At 73.9% G+C, this 24,589-nt stretch carries 22 protein-coding genes and 1 pseudogene; 9 read left to right on the top strand and 14 right to left on the bottom strand.

Annotated features, from left to right (window positions below; translation table 11 throughout):
- Positions 1 to 32: 32 nt before the first annotated feature.
- Complete coding sequence (locus ACF07V_RS18820) at positions 33 to 713, bottom strand: GntR family transcriptional regulator (RefSeq protein WP_392155410.1); 681 nt, start codon at positions 711 to 713, stop codon at positions 33 to 35.
- Between the two features lie 66 nt (positions 714 to 779).
- Positions 780 to 1,988 (bottom strand): CaiB/BaiF CoA transferase family protein, encoded by a 1,209-nt coding sequence (locus ACF07V_RS18815; protein WP_392155408.1) that lies wholly within the window; start codon positions 1,986 to 1,988, stop codon positions 780 to 782.
- Between the two features lie 304 nt (positions 1,989 to 2,292).
- Between ACF07V_RS18815 and ACF07V_RS18810 the strand changes: the two genes are divergently transcribed.
- On the top strand, positions 2,293 to 3,474 hold the full coding sequence (locus ACF07V_RS18810) for an acyl-CoA dehydrogenase family protein (protein ID WP_392155406.1): 1,182 nt from the start codon (positions 2,293 to 2,295) through the stop codon (positions 3,472 to 3,474).
- A gap of 22 nt (positions 3,475 to 3,496) precedes the next feature.
- Here the strand turns inward: ACF07V_RS18810 and ACF07V_RS18805 are convergent, their stop codons facing one another.
- Together ACF07V_RS18805 and ACF07V_RS18800 are read right to left on the bottom strand one after the other, a co-directional pair.
- A complete protein-coding gene (locus ACF07V_RS18805) occupies positions 3,497 to 4,036 on the bottom strand; it encodes an FBP domain-containing protein (protein WP_392155404.1) in 540 nt (179 codons plus the stop codon).
- 45 nt (positions 4,037 to 4,081) lie between these two features.
- Positions 4,082 to 5,551: a PLP-dependent aminotransferase family protein gene (locus ACF07V_RS18800; protein WP_392155402.1), complete on the bottom strand. Its 1,470-nt coding sequence runs from the start codon at positions 5,549 to 5,551 to the stop codon at positions 4,082 to 4,084.
- A gap of 110 nt (positions 5,552 to 5,661) precedes the next feature.
- Between ACF07V_RS18800 and ACF07V_RS18795 the strand changes: the two genes are divergently transcribed.
- Positions 5,662 to 5,844 carry a hypothetical protein gene (locus tag ACF07V_RS18795; RefSeq protein WP_392155401.1) on the top strand — a complete coding sequence of 61 codons (183 nt, stop codon included), beginning with the start codon at positions 5,662 to 5,664 and terminating at the stop codon, positions 5,842 to 5,844.
- On the top strand, positions 5,841 to 6,428 hold the full coding sequence (locus tag ACF07V_RS18790; RefSeq protein WP_392155399.1) for a universal stress protein: 588 nt from the start codon (positions 5,841 to 5,843) through the stop codon (positions 6,426 to 6,428). The genes ACF07V_RS18795 and ACF07V_RS18790 overlap by 4 nt, the downstream gene beginning before the upstream one ends.
- A 207-nt stretch (positions 6,429 to 6,635) precedes the next feature.
- Here the strand turns inward: ACF07V_RS18790 and ACF07V_RS18785 are convergent.
- A pseudogene (locus ACF07V_RS18785) lies at positions 6,636 to 7,973 on the bottom strand (DUF6777 domain-containing protein); the annotation flags it as partial.
- A gap of 63 nt (positions 7,974 to 8,036) precedes the next feature.
- Here ACF07V_RS18785 and ACF07V_RS18780 point away from each other — a divergent pair.
- Entirely contained in the window at positions 8,037 to 9,350 is a 1,314-nt protein-coding gene (locus tag ACF07V_RS18780; RefSeq protein WP_392155397.1) for a streptophobe family protein, read from the top strand.
- An 89-nt stretch (positions 9,351 to 9,439) separates the two neighbouring features.
- Here ACF07V_RS18780 and ACF07V_RS18775 read toward each other — a convergent pair whose 3' ends face one another.
- The 6 genes from ACF07V_RS18775 to ACF07V_RS18750 all read right to left on the bottom strand — a co-directional run bounded on the left by ACF07V_RS18775 (position 9,440) and on the right by ACF07V_RS18750 (position 17,359).
- Positions 9,440 to 10,549, bottom strand: coding sequence for a hypothetical protein (locus tag ACF07V_RS18775; RefSeq protein ID WP_392155396.1), 1,110 nt, complete (start codon positions 10,547 to 10,549; stop codon positions 9,440 to 9,442).
- Between the two features lie 154 nt (positions 10,550 to 10,703).
- Positions 10,704 to 12,776 carry a hypothetical protein gene (locus ACF07V_RS18770; RefSeq protein WP_392155394.1) on the bottom strand — a complete coding sequence of 691 codons (2,073 nt, stop codon included), beginning with the start codon at positions 12,774 to 12,776 and terminating at the stop codon, positions 10,704 to 10,706.
- Positions 12,777 to 12,872: 96 nt separating this feature from the next.
- Positions 12,873 to 13,865, bottom strand: coding sequence for a serine/threonine-protein kinase (locus ACF07V_RS18765; RefSeq protein ID WP_392155393.1), 993 nt, complete (start codon positions 13,863 to 13,865; stop codon positions 12,873 to 12,875).
- Positions 13,862 to 14,518: a hypothetical protein gene (locus ACF07V_RS18760; RefSeq protein WP_392155392.1), complete on the bottom strand. Its 657-nt coding sequence runs from the start codon at positions 14,516 to 14,518 to the stop codon at positions 13,862 to 13,864. Before ACF07V_RS18760 ends, ACF07V_RS18765 begins: the two co-directional genes overlap by 4 nt.
- Entirely contained in the window at positions 14,515 to 14,649 is a 135-nt protein-coding gene (locus ACF07V_RS18755; protein ID WP_392155390.1) for a hypothetical protein, read from the bottom strand. The genes ACF07V_RS18760 and ACF07V_RS18755 overlap by 4 nt, the downstream gene beginning before the upstream one ends.
- Before the next feature lie 34 nt (positions 14,650 to 14,683).
- The gene (locus ACF07V_RS18750; RefSeq protein WP_392155388.1) at positions 14,684 to 17,359 is read right to left on the bottom strand and encodes an FHA domain-containing protein; all 2,676 of its coding nucleotides are present in this window, start codon (positions 17,357 to 17,359) and stop codon (positions 14,684 to 14,686) included.
- A gap of 56 nt (positions 17,360 to 17,415) precedes the next feature.
- On the opposite strand from ACF07V_RS18750, the gene ACF07V_RS18745 reads away from it, so the two are divergent.
- On the top strand, positions 17,416 to 18,096 hold the full coding sequence (locus tag ACF07V_RS18745) for a TetR/AcrR family transcriptional regulator (protein ID WP_392155386.1): 681 nt from the start codon (positions 17,416 to 17,418) through the stop codon (positions 18,094 to 18,096).
- A gap of 8 nt (positions 18,097 to 18,104) precedes the next feature.
- On the opposite strand, the gene ACF07V_RS18740 is transcribed toward ACF07V_RS18745, so the two are convergent.
- Positions 18,105 to 18,911 (bottom strand): class II aldolase/adducin family protein, encoded by an 807-nt coding sequence (locus ACF07V_RS18740; RefSeq protein ID WP_392155385.1) that lies wholly within the window; start codon positions 18,909 to 18,911, stop codon positions 18,105 to 18,107.
- A gap of 162 nt (positions 18,912 to 19,073) precedes the next feature.
- Between ACF07V_RS18740 and ACF07V_RS18735 the strand changes: the two genes are divergently transcribed.
- Both ACF07V_RS18735 and ACF07V_RS18730 read left to right on the top strand, forming a co-directional pair.
- Positions 19,074 to 19,820: a hypothetical protein gene (locus ACF07V_RS18735; protein WP_392155384.1), complete on the top strand. Its 747-nt coding sequence runs from the start codon at positions 19,074 to 19,076 to the stop codon at positions 19,818 to 19,820.
- Entirely contained in the window at positions 19,817 to 20,170 is a 354-nt protein-coding gene (locus ACF07V_RS18730) for a winged helix-turn-helix domain-containing protein (protein ID WP_392155382.1), read from the top strand. Before ACF07V_RS18735 ends, ACF07V_RS18730 begins: the two co-directional genes overlap by 4 nt.
- Before the next feature lie 99 nt (positions 20,171 to 20,269).
- On the opposite strand, the gene ACF07V_RS18725 is transcribed toward ACF07V_RS18730, so the two are convergent.
- Positions 20,270 to 21,085 carry a DUF3626 domain-containing protein gene (locus ACF07V_RS18725; protein ID WP_392155381.1) on the bottom strand — a complete coding sequence of 272 codons (816 nt, stop codon included), beginning with the start codon at positions 21,083 to 21,085 and terminating at the stop codon, positions 20,270 to 20,272.
- Positions 21,086 to 21,258: 173 nt separating this feature from the next.
- Between ACF07V_RS18725 and ACF07V_RS18720 the strand changes: the two genes are divergently transcribed.
- Together ACF07V_RS18720 and ACF07V_RS18715 are read left to right on the top strand one after the other, a co-directional pair.
- The gene (locus ACF07V_RS18720; RefSeq protein ID WP_392155379.1) at positions 21,259 to 21,918 is read left to right on the top strand and encodes a ThuA domain-containing protein; all 660 of its coding nucleotides are present in this window, start codon (positions 21,259 to 21,261) and stop codon (positions 21,916 to 21,918) included.
- Between the two features lie 114 nt (positions 21,919 to 22,032).
- Complete coding sequence (locus ACF07V_RS18715; RefSeq protein ID WP_392155378.1) at positions 22,033 to 23,430, top strand: NADP-dependent succinic semialdehyde dehydrogenase; 1,398 nt, start codon at positions 22,033 to 22,035, stop codon at positions 23,428 to 23,430.
- Between the two features lie 125 nt (positions 23,431 to 23,555).
- Here the strand turns inward: ACF07V_RS18715 and ACF07V_RS18710 are convergent, their stop codons facing one another.
- Positions 23,556 to 24,584, bottom strand: coding sequence for a PHP domain-containing protein (locus tag ACF07V_RS18710; RefSeq protein WP_392155377.1), 1,029 nt, complete (start codon positions 24,582 to 24,584; stop codon positions 23,556 to 23,558).
- Positions 24,585 to 24,589: the final 5 nt, after the last annotated feature.

Below are 24,589 nucleotides of genomic sequence, written 5' to 3'. Positions count from 1 at the left end.
GAGGTCGGTCCCGCCCCGGTGTCTTCGTGAGGTCAGGCCCGTTCCGGGAGGTCCCGGCCCAGGACCTCGCGGAGTGCGGCGACCGCGTGGGCCCGGTGTTCGTCGAGCCAGCGGACCGTGGCCTCCTCGTCGCCGTGGCGGAGCGAGGAGATCACGGCGCGGTGCTCCCGCACGGCCTGCTTCCGGTGCGTGGGCTCGGTGTAGTACAGCGAGCGGTACGCGTCGGTGGCGTCCCACAGGGTCGTGATGAGGCGGACCAGGCGCGGCATCCCCGACGCCTCGATGAGGGTGAAGTGGAAGAGCCGGTTCGCCGTCGCCATCGCGGCCACGTCCCCCTCGCCGGCGGCCCGTTCCACCTCGCGCTGGATCCCTTCGAGCGTGCCGACCGTGCCGTCCGGCATCCACCGGACGGCCATGCGGACCGCCTCCGTCTCCAGGAGCTCCCGGATCCGGTAGATCTCCTCCAGGTCGTCGAGGGAGAGCTCCGCGACGAAGTAGCCCCGGTGCACGTGATGGACCACCAGGCCCTCGGCCTCCAGGGCCTTCAGCGCCTCCCTGAGCGGCACCCGGCTCACCTCGAACCGGGCCGCCAGGGCCTCCTGGCGGATCGGCCCGCCGGGCCTGAGCTCCCCACTGGTGATGGCGCGCCGCAGTTCCTCCAGGACGAACTGCTGGGCGGTCTGCGGCCGCCGCTTCTGCACCGCGCTGCTCATCGCCTGTGACCTTCCGTTCCCTCGTGTCGCCACCGGCGGATTCCTCCACCGGTGGCGACCATCTTCCTACGCGTGGCCGTTCGCCGCCGACCCCCTGTGGACAACTTCTCCCAGCTCCGACCGGACGCCGTCCGTGTGCGCGCCGAGGCGCGGGGGAGCGGTGCGGTACGAGGCCGGGGTGGCGTCGAGCCGGATCGGGTTGGCGACCTGCCCGGGACCGGCCGCGGACTCCGGGACGCGAGGGGCGAGCCCCAGCCGGTCGGCGAGGCCGAAGGCGGCCTCCAGGTCGTTGATCGGCCCGCAGGGCACGCCGGCCGCGGTGAGCTCTTCGAACCAGCCGTCGGCGGTACGGGTGCCGAGCGGGCCGGCGAGGGCCTCGACCAGCTCCTCCCGGTGCGCGACCCGGGCCGTGTTCGTCGCGAAGCGGGGGTCCCCGGCGAGCTCCGGCCGTCCGAGCCGCGCGCACAGGGCCCCGAACTGCCGGTCGTTGCCCACGGCGAGGACCAGCGGCCGGTCCTGCGCCTCGAACACCTCGTACGGGGCGATGCTCGGGTGTCTGTTGCCCATCGCGCGCGGCACGACCCCGGCCCCGAGGTGGGCGGCGGCCTGGTTGGTGAGCGCCGAGAGGAGGGAGGTGAGCAGGGAGACCTCGACCCGCTGGCCCTCGCCGGTGCGCTCCCGGTGCCGCAGGGCGGCGAGGACGCCGAGTCCCGCGTGGAGTCCGGTGATGACGTCGACCAGGGCGACCCCGGCCTTCGTGCCCTGCCCGTCCGGTTCGCCCGTCACGCTCATGAGTCCGCCCATGGCCTGGACGAGCAGGTCGTAGCCCGGCAGCCGGGCGCCCTCGGCGGTGCCGAAACCGGTCACCGAGCAGTAGACGAGCCCCGGGTTGCCCGCCCGCACGTCCTCGTATCCGAGGCCGAGCTTCTCCATCGTGCCGGGGCGGAAGTTCTCGACGAGGACGTCCGCGCGGTCCACGATCGCCCGCGCCGTGGCCAGGTCCTCGGGGTCCGTGAGGTCGAGCGACACGGAGCGCTTGTTCCGGTTCACGCCGAGGAAGTACGTCGCCTCGCCGCCGGCGAACGGCGGGCCCCACGCGCGCGTGTCGTCCCCGGAGCCCGGCCGCTCGATCTTGATCACGTCCGCGCCCAGGTCGGCGAGGAGCATCGTCATGTACGGCCCGGCGAGCACCCGGCCGAAGTCGGCGACGACGATCCCGGACAGGGCGCCGCCCGTGGGTGGCGTTCCTGGGGTGTCCGGCTGGTCTGCGCGCATTCAGCTTCCCTCGCTCCCGCTGGAGATACCGAAGACTGGAGGTTGGATTCAAATATTGGAGATCGGATCCAGGCGACTGGAGATCGGATCCAGGCGACTGGAGATCGGATCCAGGCGACTGGAGATCGGATCCAGGCGACTGGGGATCGGATCCAGGCGACTGGAGTGTGGATCCAGGGGCTTGGAGATTGGATCCAATCGGACCGTACGGCCCGGATCTCGGATTTTCAATACTGGATCCAATATCCGATCTGGGGCTACGCTTCGGCTCGCCGAGTTGCCACAGTCGCCCAGGAGGCCGTCCGTGAAGTCGTCGTCCACCCCCGTCCACCCCTTCGACCTGCTCGCCGTCGACGGACTCCTGACCGACGAGGAGCGGGAGATCCGGAACACCGTGCGCGCCGTCGCCGACCGCGAGCTGCGGCCGCACGTCGCCGGCTGGTTCGAGAAGGGCGAGATCCCCGCCCGCGAGCTCGCCCGCACCCTCGGCGGGATCGGTGTGCTCGGCATGCACCTGGAGGGCTACGGCTGCGCGGGCACCAACTCCGTCGCGTACGGCCTCGCCTGTCTGGAGCTGGAGGCCGTCGACTCGGGACTGCGTTCCCTCGTCTCCGTCCAGGGCTCGCTCGCCATGTACGCGATCTGGAAGTACGGCTCCGAGGAGCAGAAGCAGCGCTGGCTGCCGAAGATGGCGGCCGGCGAGTACATCGGCTGCTTCGGTCTCACCGAGCCGGACGCCGGGTCGGACCCGGGCGCCATGCGGACCAACGCCAAGCGGGACGGGTCCGACTGGGTGCTCAACGGCACCAAGATGTGGATCACCAACGGTTCGGTGGCCGACGTCGCCGTCGTCTGGGCGCGGACCGAGGACGGCGTCCGCGGTTTCCTCGTCCCGGCCGGCACCCCCGGCTTCAGCGCCCCCGAGATCAAGATGAAGCTCTCGCTGCGGGCGAGCGTCACCAGCGAGCTCGTCTTCGAGGACGTCCGCCTCCCGGCCGACGCGATGCTGCCCGAGGCCCGCGGCCTCTCCGGCCCGCTCGGCTGCCTCAACGAGGCCCGCTTCGGCATCGTGTTCGGCGCGCTCGGCGCCGCCCGCGACTGCCTGGAGACGGCGATCTCCTACGCGAAGGACCGGGTCGTCTTCGCCCGTTCCCTCGCCTCCTACCAGCTGACCCAGCAGAAGCTCGCCGACATGTCCGTCGAGCTCGGCAAGGGCATGCTCCTCGCCCTCCACCTCGGCCGGCTCAAGGACGCGGGCGCGCTCACCCCCGAGCAGGTCAGCGTGGGCAAGCTGAACAACGTCCGCGAGGCGATCGCGATCGCCCGCGAGTGCCGGACGATCCTGGGCGCCAACGGCATCACCCTGGAGTACCCGGTGCTGCGCCACGCCAACAACCTGGAGTCGGTGCTCACCTACGAGGGCACCAGCGAGGTCCACTCCCTGGTCATCGGCAAGGCGCTCACCGGCGAGCAGGCCTTCCGCTGAGCCGGGACGCCGTCCCGGGTCCTCAGCCCGCCGTCACGCGGTCGACGAACGCGTCCAGGTTGCCCGTCAGACGGGCGACCTGCTCGTCGAGGGTGAGGGACTCCTCGTGGCGCCGGTGGCGCAGCTTCGGCTGCCGGCGGCCCCGGACGTAGAGGGAGCAGGCGAGGTCGGCGCAGAGGTAGATCCCGACCGTGTTCCCCTCGCGGCCGCGGCTGCCGGCCAGCGGCGCCACCAGGAGGGTGACTCCCGAGGACGCGTGCGCGGTCAGACAGACCTGGCACATGCTCGACTTCACGGCGCTGGTCCGGCCCGTGGCCGGGACCCGCAGGGTCACACCGAGCGGCCCCTCCTCGCGCGGCACGACCAGGTGCGCCCGCAGGGGCGCGCCCGGGTCGACCCAGCCGAGGAAGTCCAGGTCGTCCCAGGGGAGTTCGGCGAAGTCGAGGGGCAGCTTGAGTCGCGCCGCCTCGCCCTTGGTGCAGTTCACGAAGGACGAGCGGATCTGTTTGTCGGTCAGTGATTCCACTCGGTGGACCGTACACGGACCTCCTGCGGCGGGCATCCGAATATGAGCCCCACCGGCCCCCACTCGTTCTCGATGCTCTTGTCAGGCCACCCAGTCCGGCTGGGCCGGGTCGGCGAAGTGCCCCGGGGCGCCGTCCAGGGCCGCCGCGAGGCGCTCCGCCGCCGGCTCGTACACGTCCACGGGCAGCGTGAACGGGATCCGCAGCCGGTGCTCGTGCGTGCCCGGGTCCACGCCGAACCGGGCGCCGCCCTCCACCCGTACCCCGTGCCGCAGGGCCCGGGCGGCGAGGGAGGACGCGACCGGCCTGCCCAGGTCGATCCAGAGGCACATCCCGCCCGGCGGCATCGTCCACCGCCAGTCCGGCAGATGGCGGGCGAGGGCGTCGGTCAGCGCGGTGCGGCGCTGCCGCAGCTCGTCGAGCCGCCGGGGCAGGATGACGCCCAGGCGGTCGAGCAGGGCGACGGCCACCAGCTGGTCGAGTACGGAGCCGGACAGGTCGGCGGTGATCCGGACCCGGGCCAGCTCGGTCACGACACGGGACGCGGCGCGCACCCAGCCGACCCGCAGTCCGCCCCAGCAGCTCTTGCTCAGTGAGCCGACGGAGACGATCTGTTCGCCGTCGCCCCCGCCGGCCGCCGCCGCGAACGGCGGCGGCGCGGGCACGTCCAGGGCCATGTCCGTCAGCGTCTCGTCGACCACCAGCCAGGTCCCGGTGGCACGCGCGGACCGGGCGAGCTCCCGGCGCTGCTCGGCCGGCATGAGCCGACCGGTCGGGTTGTGGAAGTCCGGGATCAGATAGGCCAGACGCGGCGCGGTCTGCCGGAGCGCGGCGTCGACCAGCCCGCTGTCCCAGCCGGTCTCGGTCACCGGCACCGGCGTGACGCGGAGCATGCGCCCGCGCATCGCGTCGAGGGCGTTGGGGTACGAGGGGTTCTCGGCGAGCACCCGGTCGCCGGCCCGGCCGAGCAGCGTGAGCACCAGTGAGACGGCCTGCTGCGCGCCCGTGGTGACGAGGATCTGGTCCGGGAGGGTCGGCAGGCCGCGGGCCGTGTAGCGCTCGGCGATCGCGGCGCGCAGCGCGGGGAGCCCGTACGGGTGGTAGCCCTGCGCTCCGGCGTAGCGGGGCAGCTCGGCGGCGGCCGCGGCGAGGGCCGCGGACAGCTCGTCCTCCGGCGCGTGCGGCGCGGCGAGGGCGAGGTCGATCGTCGCGCCCGCGTCGTCGTGGAAGGCGCCGAGCACGGTGGGCGCCTGTCCGTCCGGCAGCGCGGTCCACGTGCCGGCGCCGCGCCGGCTGTGCGCGTACCCGCTCTCCCGGAGCAGGTCGTACGCCCCGGTCACGGTGGTCCGGCTCACCATGAGGACCGCGGCGAGCTCCCGCTCGGCCGGCAGCCGCAGGCGCAGCGCCACCCGGCCGTCGAGCAGCGCCTCCCGCACGGCCCGCGCGAGCTCCCGGTAGCCGAACCGGCCCTCCGGAGGCGGGGTGAGGAGCGACGCGAGCTGGCGGCCCGTCAGGGTCCGGTCCGCTGTGTGGACCACGCGTGCCACTGCCATGCCAATCACTCCTTATTGGCTCTGCTGTCCGGGCCAATAAGGTTACAGACTCCTTCCCAGTGGCCTGGTGGCCATGTTCCTCAGATGTTCTTCAGGGAAGGAGACGACCGATGTCCGGGCACTTCACCGACCGTGACGAGCGGATGTGGCAGCTGCGAGCCGAGGAGCGGGCGGCCCGCCCCCTGCCGATCGGAGCCTGGTTCCGGGCCCTGCGCCGCCGGGCGGCACGCACCCGCGTGGAGCACGAGGCCGCGACGCCGACGCCCCGCGCCCACGCCTGCGAACCGGCATGAGCGGCCCGATCCCGCAGGGCGGCGGCCGGGTCGTCGTCGGGGTGACCGGCTCGCTCGCCTCGCTCGCCGCCCTGCGGTACGCGACCGGCCTCGCCCGCCGCGAGGACAGGCCGCTCCTCGCGGTGCTGGCCTGGGAGCCCCCGGAGGGGGAGGCGATGTTCGCCCGGATGCCCGACCGGGCCTGGGCGCGGCTGTGGGGCGACGACGCCCGGCGGCGCCTGGAGGAGGCGCTCGTCGACGGGATCGGCGGCGTCCCCGCGGGCCTCGCCTTCGAGGGTCTCGCGGTCCGGGGCGCCCCCGCCTCGGCGCTGTGCGGGGTGGCCGACCGCCCGGGGGATCTGCTGGTCCTCGGCTCGGCCCCGGGCCGGGGCAGGTTCGCCCGGTTCCGTCGGCGGCCGGTGCTGCGTGCGGTCCTGCGCCGCGCGGCCGGGCCGGTCCTGACCGTGCCGGGCCCGGTCCTGTTCCCGGGCGAGGCCCGCGTCCTGCGGCGGAACGCCCGTACCTCCGTACCGGAGAAACGGGCCGGTACGGAGGTACGGGGGCGGGCGCCGTCCGCGCGTCCCGGTCGGAAGACCGGCGACTGACGGTCCGAGGCCTCACACGACGGGAGCGGATCCGGATCCGGGTCCGGGGGCGGGGGCCAAAGCGGAACCCGAACCCGAGTGGGAACGCGACGCCGAGGCCGAGGCCGACGTCGCACCCGACGGCACCTTCGATCCCGACGGGGAGAGCGAGGCGGCCGCCGCCGACTGGTTCTGCCGGTCGGCCTGCTGGTTCGTCTGTGGGCTCGCGACACCGGCCGAACCGTCCGACGCGGGCCCCGACTCAGGGCCTGACGACTCCGTCGACGGCGAGGAGTCCGTGGGGCCGGAAGAGCCGGACGGGGACTCCGGCGAGGACGTCGACGCCGAGGGGGAGAGCGTCGACGGCGAGAGCGTCGAGGGGCACGGCGAGGGAGTGATCCCGTTGCTCGGCGTCGGGGTCTCCGTGCCCGTCACCGTCACGCACGGCACCGGCGACGACGGGGAGACCGACGGGGACGAGCTGGACGTGGACGGCGAGGGCGGCACGAGGGTGGACGGGGAGGCGGTGGGCGGCGGGGTCGGCCTGTCGTGCTCGCCGGTGTCCCCGTGCTTCCGCGCGAACCAGCCGTCGTCCTCGGGGTCGTACACCACGAAGATGTTCACGACCGTCACGGACGGCGCCACCACGACGACCTGCTGGGAGCTGTACCCCTGCCACGGCGTGCCGGTCGTGCGCGGCGCCTTCTGCGCCACCGGGACGGAGAGCGGATTGCCGCAGGCGCAGCGCACCCGGGGCACCCCGTGGCCGTCCACCATGACGGCCGTCCCGGCCTGGAGGACCGCCTGGTAGGTGGTGGCCGCGCCGTTGCGGAAGCCGTGGTTCGTCACCCGGGTGTCGACCCGCAGCTGGAGCGGGGTCAGGGAGCGGAGATAGCCGGGCACGTCGTTCGGCGCGACCCCGGCGACGCCGGCGAAGGCCGCGTTCTTCGCGGGCTCGCCGGAGAGGTAGCGGACCTGCTGCTCGACGTCGCAGCTCGACACCGACTTCGTCCCGCCGTACAGACCGGGCGTCGACCCGGACACCTCGGGGACGGCCGAGGCGGTACGGGGCGGCAGCGAGGCCGGCGGGGCGGAGCCGCCGCCGGCGCTCGCCGTCGACCGGGTGAAGGGGTCGGGGCCGGTCGCGGCGGCGTTCTGCAGGAAGACCTCGCCGCCGCTGGAACCCGTGGTGTCGCTCTTGCCGTCGGGGCGGTTGGTGAGGACGACGGCCAGCGCGGCGGCCGCGACGAGGGCGGCGGTGACCGAGGCGACCTTCGGGACGGAGCGCCACCAGGGACCGCCGCCGCCCTTCCCGCCACCGCTCGGCGACTCGCCACCCGGCCCGGAGCCACCGCCGGGTCCACCGGGTCCGGAGCCGCCGCCGGACGAACCGCCGCCCCCCGAACCGCCGTGAGGCGGTCCGGGCGGTGGTGGGGGACCGGCGCTTCCCGGGCGTGTGCTCGGACCCGAGAGGGGGCCCGAGGGGGGACCTGCGGGGGGAACCGACGGGGGGCCGGACGGCGGGTGGGAAGTCACTGTTTTCCCTTTCTTCCGTTCCGCGCCCATTGTGTGCGCCGAACGGTGCCCGTCCGCAAGCGGAGCACCGTCCCCGGTACTAGCGTGGGCCGGGTGACGAGCAGTCGGCTCCCCACCTCCGCGCGGTCATCCGCGAACGCGACCGGGCCCTACGCCCGCGTCGTCCTCCAGGCCCTGGCCGCCGTGGTCGCAGGGTTCATCGCGATGGGCGTCGTCGCCGGGCTCGGGCTCTGGGCCGCCGGTGCCGCCGACCTGCCCGGCGGCTTCACCGCCGTCCTCGCCGCGGTCGTCGTCATGGCCTCGGGCGGCAAGATCGAGCTCTCCGGCGACGCGGGCGCCCTCGCCGGCACCCAGGCCGAACTGACCGCCATGCCGCTCACCGTCACCCTGGTGGGCGCACTGGTCACCGGCTACTGCTTCCTCCGCCCCCTGCGGCACCACGCGGTGACCAGCGGCCGCTCGCTCCTGCTCCGCGCGGCGAGCGTCGTCGTGCTCTGGCTGGTCGCGCTCGCCGGCCTCTCGGCCCTCGCCCGCCACGACTTCCCGCTCACCCTCGGCGGCGGCACCTCCGAAGGGTCCCTCATGGACATCTTCGGCGAGCTCCTGGACGCCACGAACCCGACCGTCGGCTTCCGCACCGACCTCGGTCCCACGCTCTTCTACGGGCTCCTGTGGATCCTCGGCGTGCTCACCATCGCCCTCCTCGTCTCCCGCAGGACCCCCCTGCCGCCCCGGCTCGTCCGCTACCAGGAACCCGTGCGGCCCGCGGCCTTCGCGATGCTCCTGCTGCTCCTCGCGTACGTCGTCGTGGGACTGGTCATCGGGATCGTCGTCGCGGCGACCAAGGGGCACACGGCGGACACCTTCGCGGTGCTCCTGCTCGGCCTCCCCAACATCACCTGGCTCGCGCTCGGCGTGGGCATCGGCGGCTCCTGGGAGGGCAAGGCGGAAGGACCCTTCGGCCTGCCCATGCCGCAGATCCTCGACGCCGTCCTGCGGAGCAAGGGCGACAGCCCGGACCTCTCCACCGTCGACCTGTCCTCGCTGGCCGCCCAGGACGCGCGCGCGTGGTGGCTGCTGCCGGTCGCCGCCGTCCTGGTGCTCGCGGCGGCCTTCCTGGCGGCCGTCCGCTCCCCGGCCCGGATCTCGCTCTGGCAGCACTCCCTGCACCTGGGCATCGCCTTCGCGCTCACCATGCTGGTCGCCGCACCGCTCACCCTGGTCGAGGCCCGCTTCGGCCTCTCGGTCCTCGGCATCGGGGACCTCGCCTCGCTCGGCGGCGAGGTGCTGCTGCGCCCGCACGTCTGGAAGACGACGGGCCTCGCGCTGCTCTGGGGCCTGGTCCTCGGATTCCTCGGCGGCCTCCTCGCCACCCGGGTCCACCGCAAGGGCGAGGTCGTCGACTAGCCAGGCCCGTACGACGGGAATCGCCGGCGAGGGCCCGTCCGACGGGGTCCCGTCGGACGGGCCCTCGCCGGCGTACCGGACCGGTCCGGCTAGCGGCCCATGCCGTAGACCGGTGGCGTCGTGGTGGGGCGGGCGCGGGAGAGCTTCGCGGCCGTGCCGCGGGCCGCTTCGAAGGCCAGGACCGGGTTTCCGTTCCTGCGCCAGGGCTGGGCGCCGCACCACGGTCCGATCAGGCGGAACTGCTCCAGGGCCGGCCCGTACAGCATCGCCCTGAGCATGTAGTGCGCCAGCAGATGGCGCAGGACCGGCAGGCGCTCGTCGTCGGGCGCGACCCCGTCGAACGAGGCGGCGACCCGCTTCAGCATGCTCCTCGTCATCGGCGTGACGGACAGCACGAAGGAGGGCCCGTCGGACAGTTCGTTCAGCGCGTGCAGGTAGATTCCGGCGAGCGGGCTGCCGGGTGGGGCCTTGTGGACCGCCTGGCGGGCGAACCGCAGCATCTCCCGGTCGCTGCCGAACCACTTGGCGCACCAGTACTGGAGGGCCTGCCAGTGCCCCTCGTAGTGGTGGGGCGCCCGGGCGACGAGTTCTTCCCAGAGCGGCTCGAACTCGTCGTGGCTGTACTGGGCTCCGCGTGCTGCCGTGATCATGACGACCCAGGGACCTGGGTTCGCGGGGTCGAGCAGCGCCGCCTGCCGCGCCTGCTTGATCGCGGCCGGCAGCATGGCGCGGAAGTGTCTCATGTCTGCGGGCCAGACCTCGTGGGCGTACCCGCCGCCCCGGATCTCCCAGGCCCGGTGGACCATGAGGCTCGCGTGGAGGGTGGCCGCGTCGCAGTTCCCCGGCTCGGCGGTGCGCCACGCGTCGAGCCAGGCATCGTCCTCCTGGGCGACCTGCTGCAGGAGCTCCAACCGCGCCCAGCGCTCGTCCCAGTCCTCGCCGGCCGCCGCGACGTACCGCTCGGCGGACCGCCAGTCGCCTTCCCGCGCGGCCTCGGCCACGGACTGCCGCTCCTCGGTCCGGTGCCCCGGCGGGGGAGGGCCGGGGCGGCGCGAGTCGAGGACCTCGCGCGGCGGCAGGCCGTAGGCGGACGCCACGAAATGCCGTCCGGCCCAGTCGGCGGCCCGGCCGGGGGTGATGAGGACGCGATAGAGCACGGGGAGCAGCACGCCGAGCAGGACGACGAGGGAGAGAGTCACGGCGGCGAATCCTTCCCGAATCGATCACTCTCCGCAATAGTCCAGGCCAACGATAAGGCGAGGTCAGAGCGGTCGGGAGCCGTCGGTCACCGGCTGGACCGGAGCGATCGGTACCCCCGGTCACGGCCTGGACCGGAGCGATCGGGACACTCGGTCACCGCCTGGACCGGAGCGGTCGGGGCCCGGCGGTATCCGTGTGCCCCTCGAGCCATGTGCGGGCCGCCGCCCTTTCCGCCTCGGTCGGCGCGGGGCGCACCTGCTCCGGACGGCGGATCAGATCGTGCTCCCGGGCCGCCCGCAGGCCGATCGCGCGGGCCTCGGGGGAGAGTCCCGGATGGTCCGCCACCTCCACGGCCCGCTGCCACCAGCTGCGGCGCATCGAGTCGAAGGAGTAGTGCCACAGCGGCTGCGCGGGGTCCACCGCCGCGAGGAGCAGTCGTCGCGCGACATGCGCAGGGAAGGCCCGGGTGCGCAGCAGCCGATCGGCCACGACGAGCGGGGACTCGCCGTCGAGCCGGGCGCGGACCAGGACCCAGGTGAGGACCTGTCCTACGTCGTGGGCGCCGGAGGTGACGAAGTCCCACAGCTCGGCGGCCTTGGCCTCGTCCGGGGCGCCCAGGTGGGTGAGCAGCCGGAGTTCGTCCTTCCACAGCGGCCGGGGCCTGGCCCACCAGGCCAGCAGGTCCCCGGCGACCGGGTGTCCCAGGTCGAGGGCCAGGCAGGTGAGGGTGACGAGCGGGTGGCGCCATTCCGTGTACGTGGTCCGGTACCGCCTGGTGAGCTCCTTCTTCCAGCGGGGCAGCAGCGCCTCGACCTCCGCCACGCCGGCCGAGCCGTGGGCGTACAGCAGCTCCAGGCAGAAGCCCAGGCCCTGCATGCCGGTGCCGGGGTCGGCCACCCGCGCCCGCAGCCAGTGGACGTCGGCCTCGGTGAGCGTCCGGTACCGGTCGTAGACGTCGCACAGCGAGCCCTCGTAGGCGGTCAGGTCGGGGCCCGTGCCGGCGAGCAGTTCGTCGCGGACGGCCTCGTAGCGGTCGGCGGCGGCCAGCGCGTCCGCCGCGTCGACGCCGGTGACGTCGGCGTAGGCGGGGCCGAGCCGGACGGCCTCCTCCCGTACGTGGGCGACCTGGCCGCGTGCCTCGTCGGCGGCGAGCACGCGCAGGGCGCGCGGCAGGCGCTCGTCGGTGGAGAAACGTACCGCCGACAGTGCGGCGAAGGACCGGCCCGCCCGGTGGTCGACCCCCGACTCCCGCCGCCGGTCGGCCGTGACGGCCGCGGACAGCGCCGCGTACAGACCCCGCAGCGACGCCTCGGTCGCCTCGTGCGCGTCCAGGTCCGCGGCGAGCGCGGCCGCCGCCAGGACCGGGTCGGGTTCACGGACCGCCCGGTGGACCGCGAGCCAGGCGCCGACCGCCGCGCGGTCGCCGGCGAGCGCGAACTCCCGCACCACGGCGAGCCCCCGCCCGGACGGAACCCCACGCACCACCTCGGCCGCCCGGGTCCCGAGTTCGGCGACCGCGTCCCAGGCCTCGGCGCGGTCGTGGCGCAGCAGCGCGTGGAGCAGCTCCCGCCAGCCGTCCCACTCGGCGAGCCGCCCCCCGTACGCCGCGCGCCAGGCGAGCGAGAGCCGCACCGTCTCCTCGTACGAGAGCCCGTCCCGGCGCTCCAGGGAGGTCACGAACCGGGCCGCGCCCGGCAGTTCCACGGGGTCCCGCAGCCGCTCGTGCAGCCATCCGGCCTCGGCCGCCGTCAGCGGGCGGTGACGGAAGGGGTGCACGGTGCGGTCCAGCGGCTCGTCGAGCCCGTCGAGGAACTGCCGTACCCCGACGGGATCCGCCGGGTCGGGCAGCCCCGCCTCGTCCCGGCCCGACACCCGGTCGAGCCGGAAGGCCCCCTGCGGCCCGCCGTCCACCACGCGGAACCCGGCCGGACCCGCGCCGAGCCCGGCGGCGACGGCGGCGTGGTCGCCGCCCCAGTACAGCATCAGCTCCCGCGTGAGGGCCCCCGACCGGTCGAAGGCCTGGTGGGCCTGCCAGTGCCAGTACGCGAACGACGTCCCGTCGCCGAGACCCCGGGCCCCGATCAGCTCGACGGCGTCCTCGTGCCCGTCGCTCTGGGTGTACCGCCCCCGCGTCGGCGGCGGAAGGACCACGAAGCCGTCACCGCCGAGCGTCCGCCACCATGCCCTGACCCCGTCCAGGTCCGAACGCGCGCGACGACTGGCCATGTGGTGCTCCCCCTGGACGTGCAGGCCTGCGGGCGCCCGGAACGACGCCTTCACCGATCACCCTCGCACACGCCACCGACACCCCCGCGAAGGGCGCTATTCGAGCTCCCGGAAGACCGGCCGCGCCCAGGCCGGCGGGGCGGGCGGCGCGCCGAGCCGCCGCGGCCCCCTGGGCACCACCGGACCGCCGCCGCCCGCGTCGGCCAGGGCGGCGCGCAGCGCGGCGACGAACTCCAGGCACGTCCCGTACCGCTCGTCCGGCGTCTTCGCCAGCGCCCTGGCGAACACCGCGTCCGCCCCCGACGGCAGTCCCGGCCGCACTTCGGAGAGCGGGGGCGGCGGATCGTACTGCTGCGCCCACAGCACCGCCCAGTCCGTCTCGCGGCGGAACGGCGGCGCCCCCGTCAGGGTCTCGAAGACCACGCACGCCAGGCTGTAGACGTCGCACCGCCCGTCCACCGGCTTGCCGGAGATCTGCTCGGGCGCCACGTAGTCGAGCGTCCCGACGAACTCGCCCACCGTCGTGAAACCCGTCAGGGACAGCGACTTCTTCGTCAGCCCGAAGTCGGTCAGGTACACATGCTCCGGGTGGTCGCCGTCGGTGCCCTCCGCGACCAGGATGTTCCCGGGCTTCACGTCCCGGTGCACCAGGTCGTGCGCGTGCGCCGCGTCCAGGGCCGAGGCCACCTGCACCGCGATCCGGCCCGCCTTCACCGGCGGCAGCGGCCCCTCGCGGTCGAGCAGGGCCACCAGGTCCTGGCCCGCCACGTACCGCATGGCGATGTACAGCACGCCCTCCGTCTCGCCCGCCTCGAAGACCGGCACGATGTGCGGGTGGTCGATCGAGGCGGCGACCCGCGACTCGTGCGCGAAGCGCTTGCGGAAGGTGTCGTTGCGGGCCAGTTCGGGTGCCAGCAGCTTCAGCGCCACCGTCCGGTCGAGGCGCAGGTCCCGCGCCCGGTACACGACGGCCATGCCGCCGCGCCCGATCTCGCCCTCCACGCGGTAACCCGCGATCTCCTTGCCGATCAGCCCCGAGGCCCGGCCCGCCGGGATCTCCGGGTCCCCGTGCGCCCCGCCGACGGTCATCGCTCGTCACCCGCCGGTCCCGCCGGGCCCACGACCTGTGTCGGCGGGGGACCGGCCGCCTTCGCCGGATCCACCTGGGGCACGACCTGCGTCGGCTCGTAGCCGGCGGGCGTCGCCTCGGGCTCCTCGGCCGGCCGGGCGGCTTCGGCGGAGGGCGCCGCCGACTCCGCGTACGTACTGAGCCCGAGCCCGTCGCAGTACACCCAGCGCTCGTGCTCCGCGTCGTACAGCCACACCGACTCGCCGTCGACGACCATGCCGACCCGCAGGCCGCGGGTCCGCAGCCGGAAGCCCTCGCCGTCGAGCCGGCCCGCGCCCAGCTCCTCCGCCGCCCGCCGGTAGCGGCCCAGCGCGTCCTCGGCGCGGGCGATGAGCGGCCGGGGATCCGCGGTCCTGGTGAGGGGGCGGCCCGTCGCCGGAGGATCGTCCGGCACGCTCACCAGGAGGCGCGCGTCGACCCACGCCGTCCAGCCGTTGGAGCACAGCACCCGTCCCCAGTCGCCGGTCCGGTCCACGAGCCGTACCGGCAGGAAGGCGTCGAGCGGCGCCGTGGGCAGCCCCGGATCGGGCTCCTCCCAGGCGGGCAGCCCGGAGCGCGGCACCACATGGGTGGGCCGGAAGTCCGGTACGTACTCGGGCACGGGGACGCTCACGGCCTCACCTCCACCGGAAGCACGCCGCTCGCGGCCTCACCGCCGCCGAGACGGATGCTGTTCACGGCCTCACCGCCGCCAGGGAGGACGCCGCTCGCGGCCTCACCGCCGCCGAGAAAGACGCCGCTCACGGCCTCACCGCCTTCAAGAAGGACGCTCACCGGCCTACCTCCGCATGACGACCGGCTCGTGGCGGCGCAGCAGCCGCGCCACGGCGAGACCGAGGACGAGACAGAGCACCACCATCATGCCCATGTCGAACAACCAGGCCTCCGCCGTGTGGCGCATCAGCGGATCGGCGGTCTTCTCGCTCGGCGCGATCTTCCCGATGTCGATCGTGGCACCCATCGCCGCGAACGCCCACCGCGAGGGCACGAGCCAGGCCAGCTGCTCCAGGACGGGCGTGCCGCGCACCTTGAGGAGCGCCCCGCAGAACACCACCTGGACGATCGCGAGGAGGACGAGCAGCGGCATCGTCACCTCCTCCTTGCGGACCAGCGCCGAGACCAGCAGACCGAGCATCATCGCCGTGAAGGCGAGCAGCGCCACCGCGAGGGTGATCTCCACGAGCGGCGGCATCAGGACGCCCTTGCCGCCGGGCACGTTCAGCGGCACGCCGATCAGGGCCACCAGGGTCAGGACGACCGCCTGCACGACCGTGATCAGACCGAGCACCACCACCTTGGAGGCGAGGTAGGCGGAGCGGGACAGGCCGACGGCTCTCTCGCGCCGGTAGATCGTGCGCTCCTTGACCAGTTCGCGCACGGCGTTCGCCGCGCCCGTGAGGACGCCGCCCACGCAGAGGATGAGCAGCACGTTCAGCGTCGACTCGGGGTTGAGACTCCCCTCGGACAGGGCCCGGGCCATCGCGCCCATCACGAACGGCAGGGCGATCATGATGGCGAGGAAGGTCCGGTCGGCGGAGAGCGCCGCAGCGTACCGGCGTACGAGCGTCCGCAGCTGGGAGCCCCAGCTCTGCGCCTTCGGCGGTGGACCGGGCTCCGCGGCCGCCCGGCCGTCCGCGGGCCCGGGGGCGGGCGGGGCGACGTCGGGGTGGGCCATCGGGTCCGCGATGTACCGGCGGTGGAAGCGGGAGGACCGGTACTGCTGGGCCCAGTCGCGGTCCCGGTCGTTCTCGAAGGCCTCGAAGGCCTCCGGCCACTGCTCGAAGCCGAAGAAACCGAGGGTGTCGGCGGGCGGGCCGTAGTACGCGACCCGGCCGCCCGGCGCGAGCACGAGCAGCCGGTCGCACACGTCGAGGCTGAGCACGCTGTGGGTGACGACGACGACCGTGCGGCCGTCGTCCGCGAGCCCCCGCAGCATGTGCATCACGGAGCGGTCCATGCCCGGGTCGAGCCCGGAGGTCGGTTCGTCGAGGAAGAGCAGGGAGGGCTTCGTGAGCAGTTCGAGGGCGACGCTCACCCGCTTGCGCTGGCCGCCCGAGAGGCTGTGGATCGGCTGCTCGGCGCGCTCCACGAGCCCGAGCTCGCGGATCACCTCGTCGACCCGGGCTCGCCGTTCGGCCGCCGCGGTGTCCTCGGGGAAGCGGAGTTCGGCGGCGTACCCGAGGGCCCGGCGGACGGTGAGCTGGAGGTGCAGGATGTCGTCCTGCGGGACGAGCCCGATGCGCTGGCGCAGCTCGGCGTAGTCCCGGTACAGGTCGCGGCCGTCGTAGAGCACCGTGCCCCGGTCGGCCGGGCGCTGACCGGTGAGCGCGCCCAGGAGCGTCGACTTCCCGGCGCCGGACGGGCCGACGACCGCGAGCAGGCACTTCTGGCCCACCGGGAACGACACCTCGTCGAGGAGGGTCTTGCGCCCGTGGTCCACGGTCACCGCGAGCGAGCGGACGTCGAGCGAGACCTCGCCGGTGTCGGTGAACTCGACGAGCTGCCCGCCGATCAGACAGAACGCGGCCCGGCCGATGCCGACGATGTCCTCCGCCGTCACACGGGCGTCCACGACGGGAGCGCCGTTCAGGAAGGTGCCGTTGTGGCTGCCGAGGTCGTGGATCCAGTACGTGCCGTCGGGATGGGCGCGGAGCTCGGCGTGCCGCCGGGAGACCACCAGGTCGGCGACGACCACGTCGTTGTCGGGGGCGCGCCCGATCCGGATGCTGTGGGTGGGCAGCGGCCGCACGGACGTCGGCTGCCGGAAGGTGCCGGTCGCGGCCGGATGCCGGACGGAGGGGGGCCGCGGTGTCACGGGCCGGCCGGGGCGCACCTCGGGGGGCTCCGGCAGGGGCAGCGGCGGGGCCTCGGGGGCGGGCTCCCGCAGGGGCGCGGGCGCGGCTTCCGGCGGCAGGTCCCGTACGGCCTCCGGCGGGAGGTCCTGTACGGCCTCCGGCGGGAGGTCCCGTACGGCCTCCGGCGGCGGTGGGGGCGGCAGCAGGGGCGGGGCCTCCGGCTCCGGTACGGGCCAGGGTTCCGGCACGGGCTCCGCCGGGAACGCGGGAGGGGGCTCGGGTACGGCACGGGGTTCCGCCGGCGGTTCCGCCGGCCGGTCCGCCGCCCGGTCCGGGGCGCCGGTCAGGAGGACCGCTCGCGGCCCGTCGTCCGGATGCCCGAACCGTACGACCGTCCCGGGACCGACCTCCCGCGGCCGGGCCACTCGCAGGCCGTCCGCGAAGGTGCCGTTCGTACTGCCCTCGTCCGCCAGGGTCCAGTGGCCGCCGGCGGCGCTGAGCACCGCATGGTGCCAGGACGCCCGGGCGTCCGCGAGCACGATGTCGCTGGTGGGGTCGCGCCCGATGCGATAGACGCGGCTCGCGTTCATGAGCGTCGCGTCCCCGTCGATCTCGAGGACCAGATCGGGCGCCGCGGGCACGACGGGCCGCTCTGCCATGCGTTGAATTTTATCCGCCGGTGCTGATCGCCGCCCGGGATGAGGACGCCGGTAAGGTGGGCGTCCGCCGCGCGAGCGGCCCCGAGGGCGTGTCCGACGAGGAGGAAGCAGCCGTGCCGAAAGGTGTCACCAGGCGACGGCCCCGCACGCGCGCGGCCCTCCTGAAGGCAGCCATGGAGACCTTCGCCGAGCACGGCTTCCACGCGACGACGATCGAGCAGATCTGCGAGCGCGCCGGCTACACGCGGGGCGCGTACTACTCGAACTTCGCGAGCAAGGAAGAGCTCTTCCTCGCCCTCTTCGACGAGCACAGCGAGCGGACGGTACGGCGCCTCGCCGAGTCCATCGACGCGCTGACCCCCGAGGAGTACACCCTGAACCGGCTCGCGGAGCTCGCCGCCCGCGTGGAACCGGACGAGCGGGAGTGGTACCTCGTCACCACCGAGTTCACCCTGCACGCGATCCGCGACCCCCAGGCCGCCTGGGTGCTCGCGCGCCACGACGAGCGGTTGCGGGCCGAGATCGCCCGCGGCCTCACCCTGGTGCTGCGCCGGGCCGGGCGCGAACTGACCGTGGAGCCCGACCGGTTCGCCCGCCTCCTCATCGCCCTGCGCGAGGGCGGCCTCGCGCAGAGCTACGTGGAGCCGGCCGCGCTCCCGCCCGGCACCCTGGAACGGCAGTTCCTCGCCCCGCTCCTGGAGGCGACGACGCGCGAGCTCCCCGGCCGCTCCGGCTGACCCGCGGGTCAGTCGAAGAGGTCGGGGTCGGACGCGGTGATCTGATCCCACAGCGGGCGCGCCTGGAACCAGCCGGCCAGGTGCCCGCCGATCTGCCCCCGGGTGAGCAGGGCCGTCTCACGGTCGATGAGCTGCGGGGTGCCCGCCGCCATCGCCAGGAGCTGCGCCTGGCAGGAGCGCTCCATGGTGACGAACCACCACACGGCCTCGGCGACGGAGTGGCCGACCGTGAGCAGCCCGTGGTTCTTGAGGATGACCGCCTTGAAGTCGCCGAGGGCCTTGGCGACCCGCTCGCCCTCCTCGGTCTCGTTCACGACGCCCCGGTAGTCGTCGTACATCCCGTGGTCCTCGAAGAACGCGCAGGCGTCCTGGGTGATCGGGTCGAGCGGGATGCCGAGGCTGGAGAAGGCCTTGCCGTGCAGGGAGTGCGAGTGCGCGGCGGCGACCGCGTCGGGGCGGGCCGCGTGCACCCGGGAGTGGATGACGAACGCGGCCCGGTTCACCGGCCGCCGCCCTTCGAGGACGTTCCCCTCGTGGTCCACCAGGATCAGGTCCGAGGCCTTGATCTGGGTGAAGCTCATGCCGAACGGGTTGACCCAGAAGGCGTTCGGGTCGCCGGGATCGCGCACGGTGATGTGCCCGGCGACCCCCTCCGAGAAGCCGAACCTCCCGAAGATCCGGAACCCGGCGGCGAGCTGCTCCTTGCGGTAGCGGCGCTCCTCCTCGACGGACTCGAAGGTCGGCGGCAGCGGCACGATCGCGCCTTCGGGCAGCGGCCCGACGGCGGCGGCGATGGCGGGCGGCACGGTACTCATGACGGCTCCTCGGAGAACGGGGTGTACGGGGTGTACGGGGTGTACGGGCAAGGGGCGTACGGCGCGCCAAAAGATACAGAGATGTATCCGATACGACAACGGATCAGAACTCGCTTGCGAGGTCCCTTGTCCCAACTGGTTTGTGATGCAAAGCTGATGTCCATGGCAGACGCATCGGTGCCCCCGCCGGGCACCCCCCAAGAAGTCCTCGCCGGTCTCGGCGAACTCACCCGCCGGGTCCGCGCCGCCCAGCGCGGCGCCTGGATCCCGCTCCTGCTGTTCGGCGCGCTCACGACCGGCGGCATCCTGGTCAACCGCCTCACCTTCGAGACCGAGACGGTTCCCTGCCTGCCGGGCCACCCCGCAGGGAGCACCGGATGCACCCTGATCAGGCAGGGGTCACCCGCCTACTGGACGCTCGGTCTCGCCCTCGCCTACGCCGCGACGGCCTTCTTCGCCGTCCGCCGCTCCCGCAGGCGCGGCGTCGGCACCCGGGTCCGGCCGTACGTCCTCACCGGAATCGCCCTGGTCGGCCTGGTGGCCGCCACCACGCTCTGGACCCTCCGCCAGGGGATGCCGCAGCCCGGCGAGCCGATCGACCTCTGGGGTCTGCGCCTCGACCCCCACTCCGAGGTGACCGTTCTCCTCGAACGGCTGGTCGGCCCGGCCGGCGCCGTGGGACTGCCGCTGCTCGTGCTGTCCTGGGTGGAACGCAGCCGCGCGCTGATGCTGCTGGCCCTGGCGTACCTGGCCATCGAACTGGTGCCGCTCACCACCGGCTGGTCGGGGATCCCCGTCACCTCCCCCTGGTCCGCGCTGCCCGCTCTCGGCGTGCCCGGGGCACTGCTCCTGCTCGGCGCCCTCGGCTTCGGCCTGGCGGAGCGGGCCGAAAGGCGCACCCGCTCATGAGCGAAACGAACGAACCCGGCGAACCGGCCGACCCGCACCCCGTCATCGGCCTGGACGACGTCGTCCACCAGCGCGTTCGCCTCGGCATCCTGACCGTCGCCCACCAGGCCCGCCGGGTCGAGTTCGGCTTCCTGCGCACGGTCCTCGGCCTCACTGCCGGAAACCTCAGTCAGCACCTCTCGGTCCTGGAGAAGGCCGGACTGGTCGAGATCGAGAAGGGGTATGAGGGCAAACGGCCCCGCACCTGGCTCTCCCTCACGCCCGCCGGCGGCCGCGCACTCCAGGACGAGGTCACCCAGCTCAAGCGGCTCATCCACCAGATCGAGCACGGGGGCTCACCCCCGGAGTAGGACCGGTCGGGCCGGTCGGGCCGGTCGGGTCGTCGGGTCGGTTGGGTCGGTCGGTCGGGCCGGTCGGGTCGGTTGGGTCGGTCGGGCCGGTCGGGGGGATCAGGCGGTGGGCGCTCCGAAGCGGGCCAGGTAGTGCCAGACCTTCTTCACGTCCTGCCGGTCGTACCGCCCCGAGCCGGCCGCCTCCTGCACGATCCGGGCGTCCAGCCGGCCGTCGACCGCGATCCGGGCCGCGAGCTCCACGAACTCCGGCCCGCGGAACGCGGGATGCCGCCGCAGTTCGTCGACGGAGACGCGGAAACCCCCGTGCCACTCCACGGGGCACGGCAGCCGCCGCGCCGCCTCCTCCACCTCCGTGCCCCGGTGGCTCGGGTCCAGGACCAGCGCCTCCACGTCCCGCCCGATCACCACGGGGCCGTGGACCTGTGCCTCGATGTAGTCGTCGAGCGGATCCTTTTCGTCCGCATCGGCGAGGGCGATCAGGCGCATCCGGGACGCGACGCCGAAGTCCTCCGGCTCCAGGAAGCTGTCCGGATAGCAGAAGGTCGCCCGGCGCAGGGCGGCCGCCGTGAGCCGCAGATGGGCGGAGCCGAAGCGGGGAGCGGCCCCGAAGGGGCGGCGGCGGAAGTCGAGGGCGCCGTACACGGGGCGCGTCTCCGCCGGGGCCGCGTCGTACGCCCCGCCGAAGATGCGGCTCTCCCAGCACCAGCGGTCCCCGCCGGGGTGTGCGGTCAGGCCGCCGTTGCTGGTGCCGGTGGCGAACTGGGAGCGGTAGACGCCCTCGTCCGCGAGCCGGTGCAGGAAATCCGGGTGGAAGTTCAGGGTGACCCGAAGGCCCGGGTCGAGGGGCTCCCCGGTGGAGCGGCCGGTCACATGGGCGAGGGCCTGCCGGGCGTGATCATGGAGGGGCGTCATCGGGGCAGTGTGCCGGAGCGGCGGGGCTTGCGGCCCGGGGTTTTCGGTGGCTACGGTCGACCTGCTGGAGAAAGCGCTTTCCCTCGCTTGTCTCCGCTTCTCTCCGCTCGTCCTCGCTTTCCCCGGCCCTTGTCCGCCGCCCGGCCCCGACCCGTACCCCTGGAGCCCACCGCGTGCCCACCGCCGATGTCCTCGTCTACACCCGTACGGCGGGATACCGCCACGACTCCATCCCTGCCGGCGCCACCGCCCTCGCCGAGCTCGCGCGCGACCTCGGAAAGACGGCCGAGATCAGCGAGGATCCGGCCGTCTTCACCCCGGAGCGGCTCGACCGGTGCGCGGCCGTCGTCCTGCTGTCCACCACCGGGAACGTCCTGACACCCGAGGGACGCACCGCCTTCGAGGCCTATCTCAGGGGCGGCGGCTCACTCCTCGCCGTCCATGCCGCCGCCAACGCCGAACCCGACTGGCCCTTCTACGGCGAACTGCTCGGCACCCGGTTCGACGGCCACCCCGAGATCCAGCCGGGTCTCGTCCTCGTCGACGCCCACGACCACCCGGCCACCGCCCCCCTCCCGGACCGCTGGCCCCGCACCGACGAGTGGTACAACTTCACCTCCGATCCGCGGACCGCCGGCGTCCGGGTCCTGGCCCGCGCCGACGAGTCCACCTACCGGGGCGGCACGCACGGCGACGACCATCCGCTCGTCTGGTGCCGGGAGGTCGACTGGGGGCGCTTCTTCTTCACCGCGCTCGGGCACGCCCCGGAGACGTACCGTGACCCGGCCTTCCGGGCCCACCTCTCCGGTGCCCTGACCTGGCTCACCGCCTGAGCCCGCACCCCGGCCGGCCGGCGGGGCGCTCACCCCAGCGCCCCGCCCCTGTTGCGCCGACGCCCAGGGAGCGGAAGGTTGCAGACGGGGGCCGATGACAGGAGGAGGCACGTCATGGGCATCGCCACCGTGAACCCCGCGACCGGCGAGACGCTGCGTACGTACGAGGCCCACGGGCCCGAGGAGGTCGAGCGGCGCATCGCCGCCGCCCACGAGGCGTACCGCCAGTACCGCACGACCTCCTTCGCCGAACGCTCCCGGCTCATGCGCGCCGCCGCGACCCTCCTCGACGAGGACACCGAGGACATCGCCCGCACCATGACCACCGAGATGGGCAAGCCGATCGCCGCGTCCCGCGCGGAGGCCGGCAAGTGCGCCAAGGCCATGCGCTGGTACGCCAAGCACGCCGAGGAACTGCTCGCCGACGAGCACCCGGCCGAGAGTGACGTCCAGGACTCCGGGGCCGACGTGGCCCGGGTCCACTACCGGCCCCTCGGCCCGATCCTCGCCGTGATGCCGTGGAACTTCCCGCTCTGGCAGGTGATCCGCTTCGCCGCGCCCGCGCTCATGGCGGGCAACACCGGCCTCCTCAAACACGCCTCCAACGTGCCGAGGACCGCGCTCTACCTGGGCGACCTGTTCCGCCGCGCCGGATATCCCGACGGCTGCTTCCAGACCCTCCTCATCGGATCCCGCGAGGTCGAGGGGGTGCTCCGGGACCCCCGGGTGGTGGCCGCCACCCTCACGGGCAGCGAGCCGGCCGGCCGGTCCGTCGCCGCCGTCGCCGGCGACGAGGTGAAGAAGACCGTCCTGGAGCTCGGCGGCAGCGACCCGTACATCGTCATGCCGTCCGCCGACATCGTCGGGGCCGTGAAGACCGCCGTCACCGCGCGCGTGCAGAACAACGGGCAGTCCTGCATCGCCGCCAAGCGGTTCATCGTCCACCAGGACGTGTACGACGACTTCTCGGAGCGCTTCACCGCCGCCATGAACGCCCTCACCGTCGGCGACCCCCTCGACGAGGCCACCGACGTCGGTCCCCTCGCCACCGAGCAGGGCCGGGCCGACCTGGAGGTGCTCGTCGACGACGCCGTGGGGCGGGGTGCCACCGTCCTGTGCGGCGGACACCGTCCCGAGGAGCCGGAGCTCGGGAACGGCTGGTACTACCGGCCCACGGTCCTCACCGGCATCACCCCGGAGATGCGGATCCACCAGGAGGAGGCCTTCGGCCCGGTCGCCACGGTGTACCCGGTCAGCGACATCGAGGAGGCCGTCGCCGTCGCCAACGACTCCCCGTTCGGCCTCAGTTCCAACGTGTGGACGCGCTCCGCGGAGGACGTCGAGTTCTTCGTCCGCGACCTGGAGGCGGGCGGTGTCTTCGTCAACGGCATGACGGCCTCGCACCCGGCGCTGCCCTTCGGCGGGATCAAACGCTCGGGGTACGGGCGTGAGCTCTCCGGCCACGGCATCCGCGAGTTCTGCAACGCGACGACGGTCTGGCAGCGGTCCTGACCGGGAGGCGACGACCCCGCCGGCTCCGGGCCGGGCCGGGAGGCGACCGCGCCGTCTGCAGGCCGGGCCGGGAGTCGTCGGCCCGCAGGCTCATGGCCTGACCGGGAGGCGACGACCCCGCCGGCTCAGCCGGTCGTCCACTCCAACAGGCGTTCCGCCGGCCAGGTGTTGATCACCCGGTCCGGAGGGACCCCGCACTCCTCGGCCCGCGCGCAGCCCAGGATCTGCCACTCCAGCTGACCGGGCGCATGGGCGTCCGTGTCGACGGCGAAGTACGTGCCCGCCGCGACGGCCTGACGCAGCAGCCGGCGCGGCGGGTCGAGGCGCTCCGGGCGGCTGTTGATCTCCACCGCCGTACCCGAATCGGCGCAGGCGGCGAAGACGCGCTCCGCGTCGAACGCGGACTCCGGACGCAGCCGCCCGCCCGCCACCAGACGTCCCGTGCAGTGCCCGAGCACGTCCATCAGCGGGTCGCGCACGGCCCGTTCGAGCCGGCGGGTCATCGACCGGTCGTCCATCCGCAGCTTCGAGTGGACCGAACCGACCACCAGGTCCAGGCGGTCGAGCAGCTCCGGTTCCTGGTCGAGCGAGCCGTCCTCCAGGATGTCGCACTCGATCCCGGTGAGCAGCCGGAACGGCGCCCACTCCTCGTTGAGCCGTGCCACCACGTCCAGTTGCTCCCGCAGCCGCTCGGGGGACAGGCCCCGCGCCACCGTGAGCCGCGGCGAATGGTCGGTGAGCACCGCCCACTCGTGCCCGAGCGCCGCCGCGGCGAGCCCCATGGCCTCGATCGTGGCGCCGCCGTCCGACCAGTCCGAGTGCAGATGGCAGTCGCCGCGCAGGGCCGCCCGCAGCGCCTCACCGCCGTGCCCGTCCGCCTCCGCCGGGCCCAGCGAGTCCTGCAACTCCTGCTCCAGACGGGCCAGATACTCCGGCACCCGGCCCTCCAGGGCCTCGCGCACCACCGCCGCCGTCTTCGGACCGACACCCTTCAGGGACTCCAGGGTGCCGTCCGCCGCGCGCCGGTCCGCCTCGCCCTCCGGCAGCGCGGCGACGGTGGAAGCGGCCGTACGGAAGGCACGCGCCCGGTAGCCGGGGGCCTGGGCGCGTTCGAGGAGGAACGCGATGCGGTTCAGCGCGGCGACCGGGTCCACGGCGA

Source organism: Streptomyces sp. NPDC015661 (assembly GCF_043077765.1).
In the GTDB taxonomy this organism is placed as follows: Bacteria; Actinomycetota; Actinomycetes; order Streptomycetales; family Streptomycetaceae; genus Streptomyces.
This window is presented reverse-complemented; position numbering and strand designations above follow the sequence as displayed.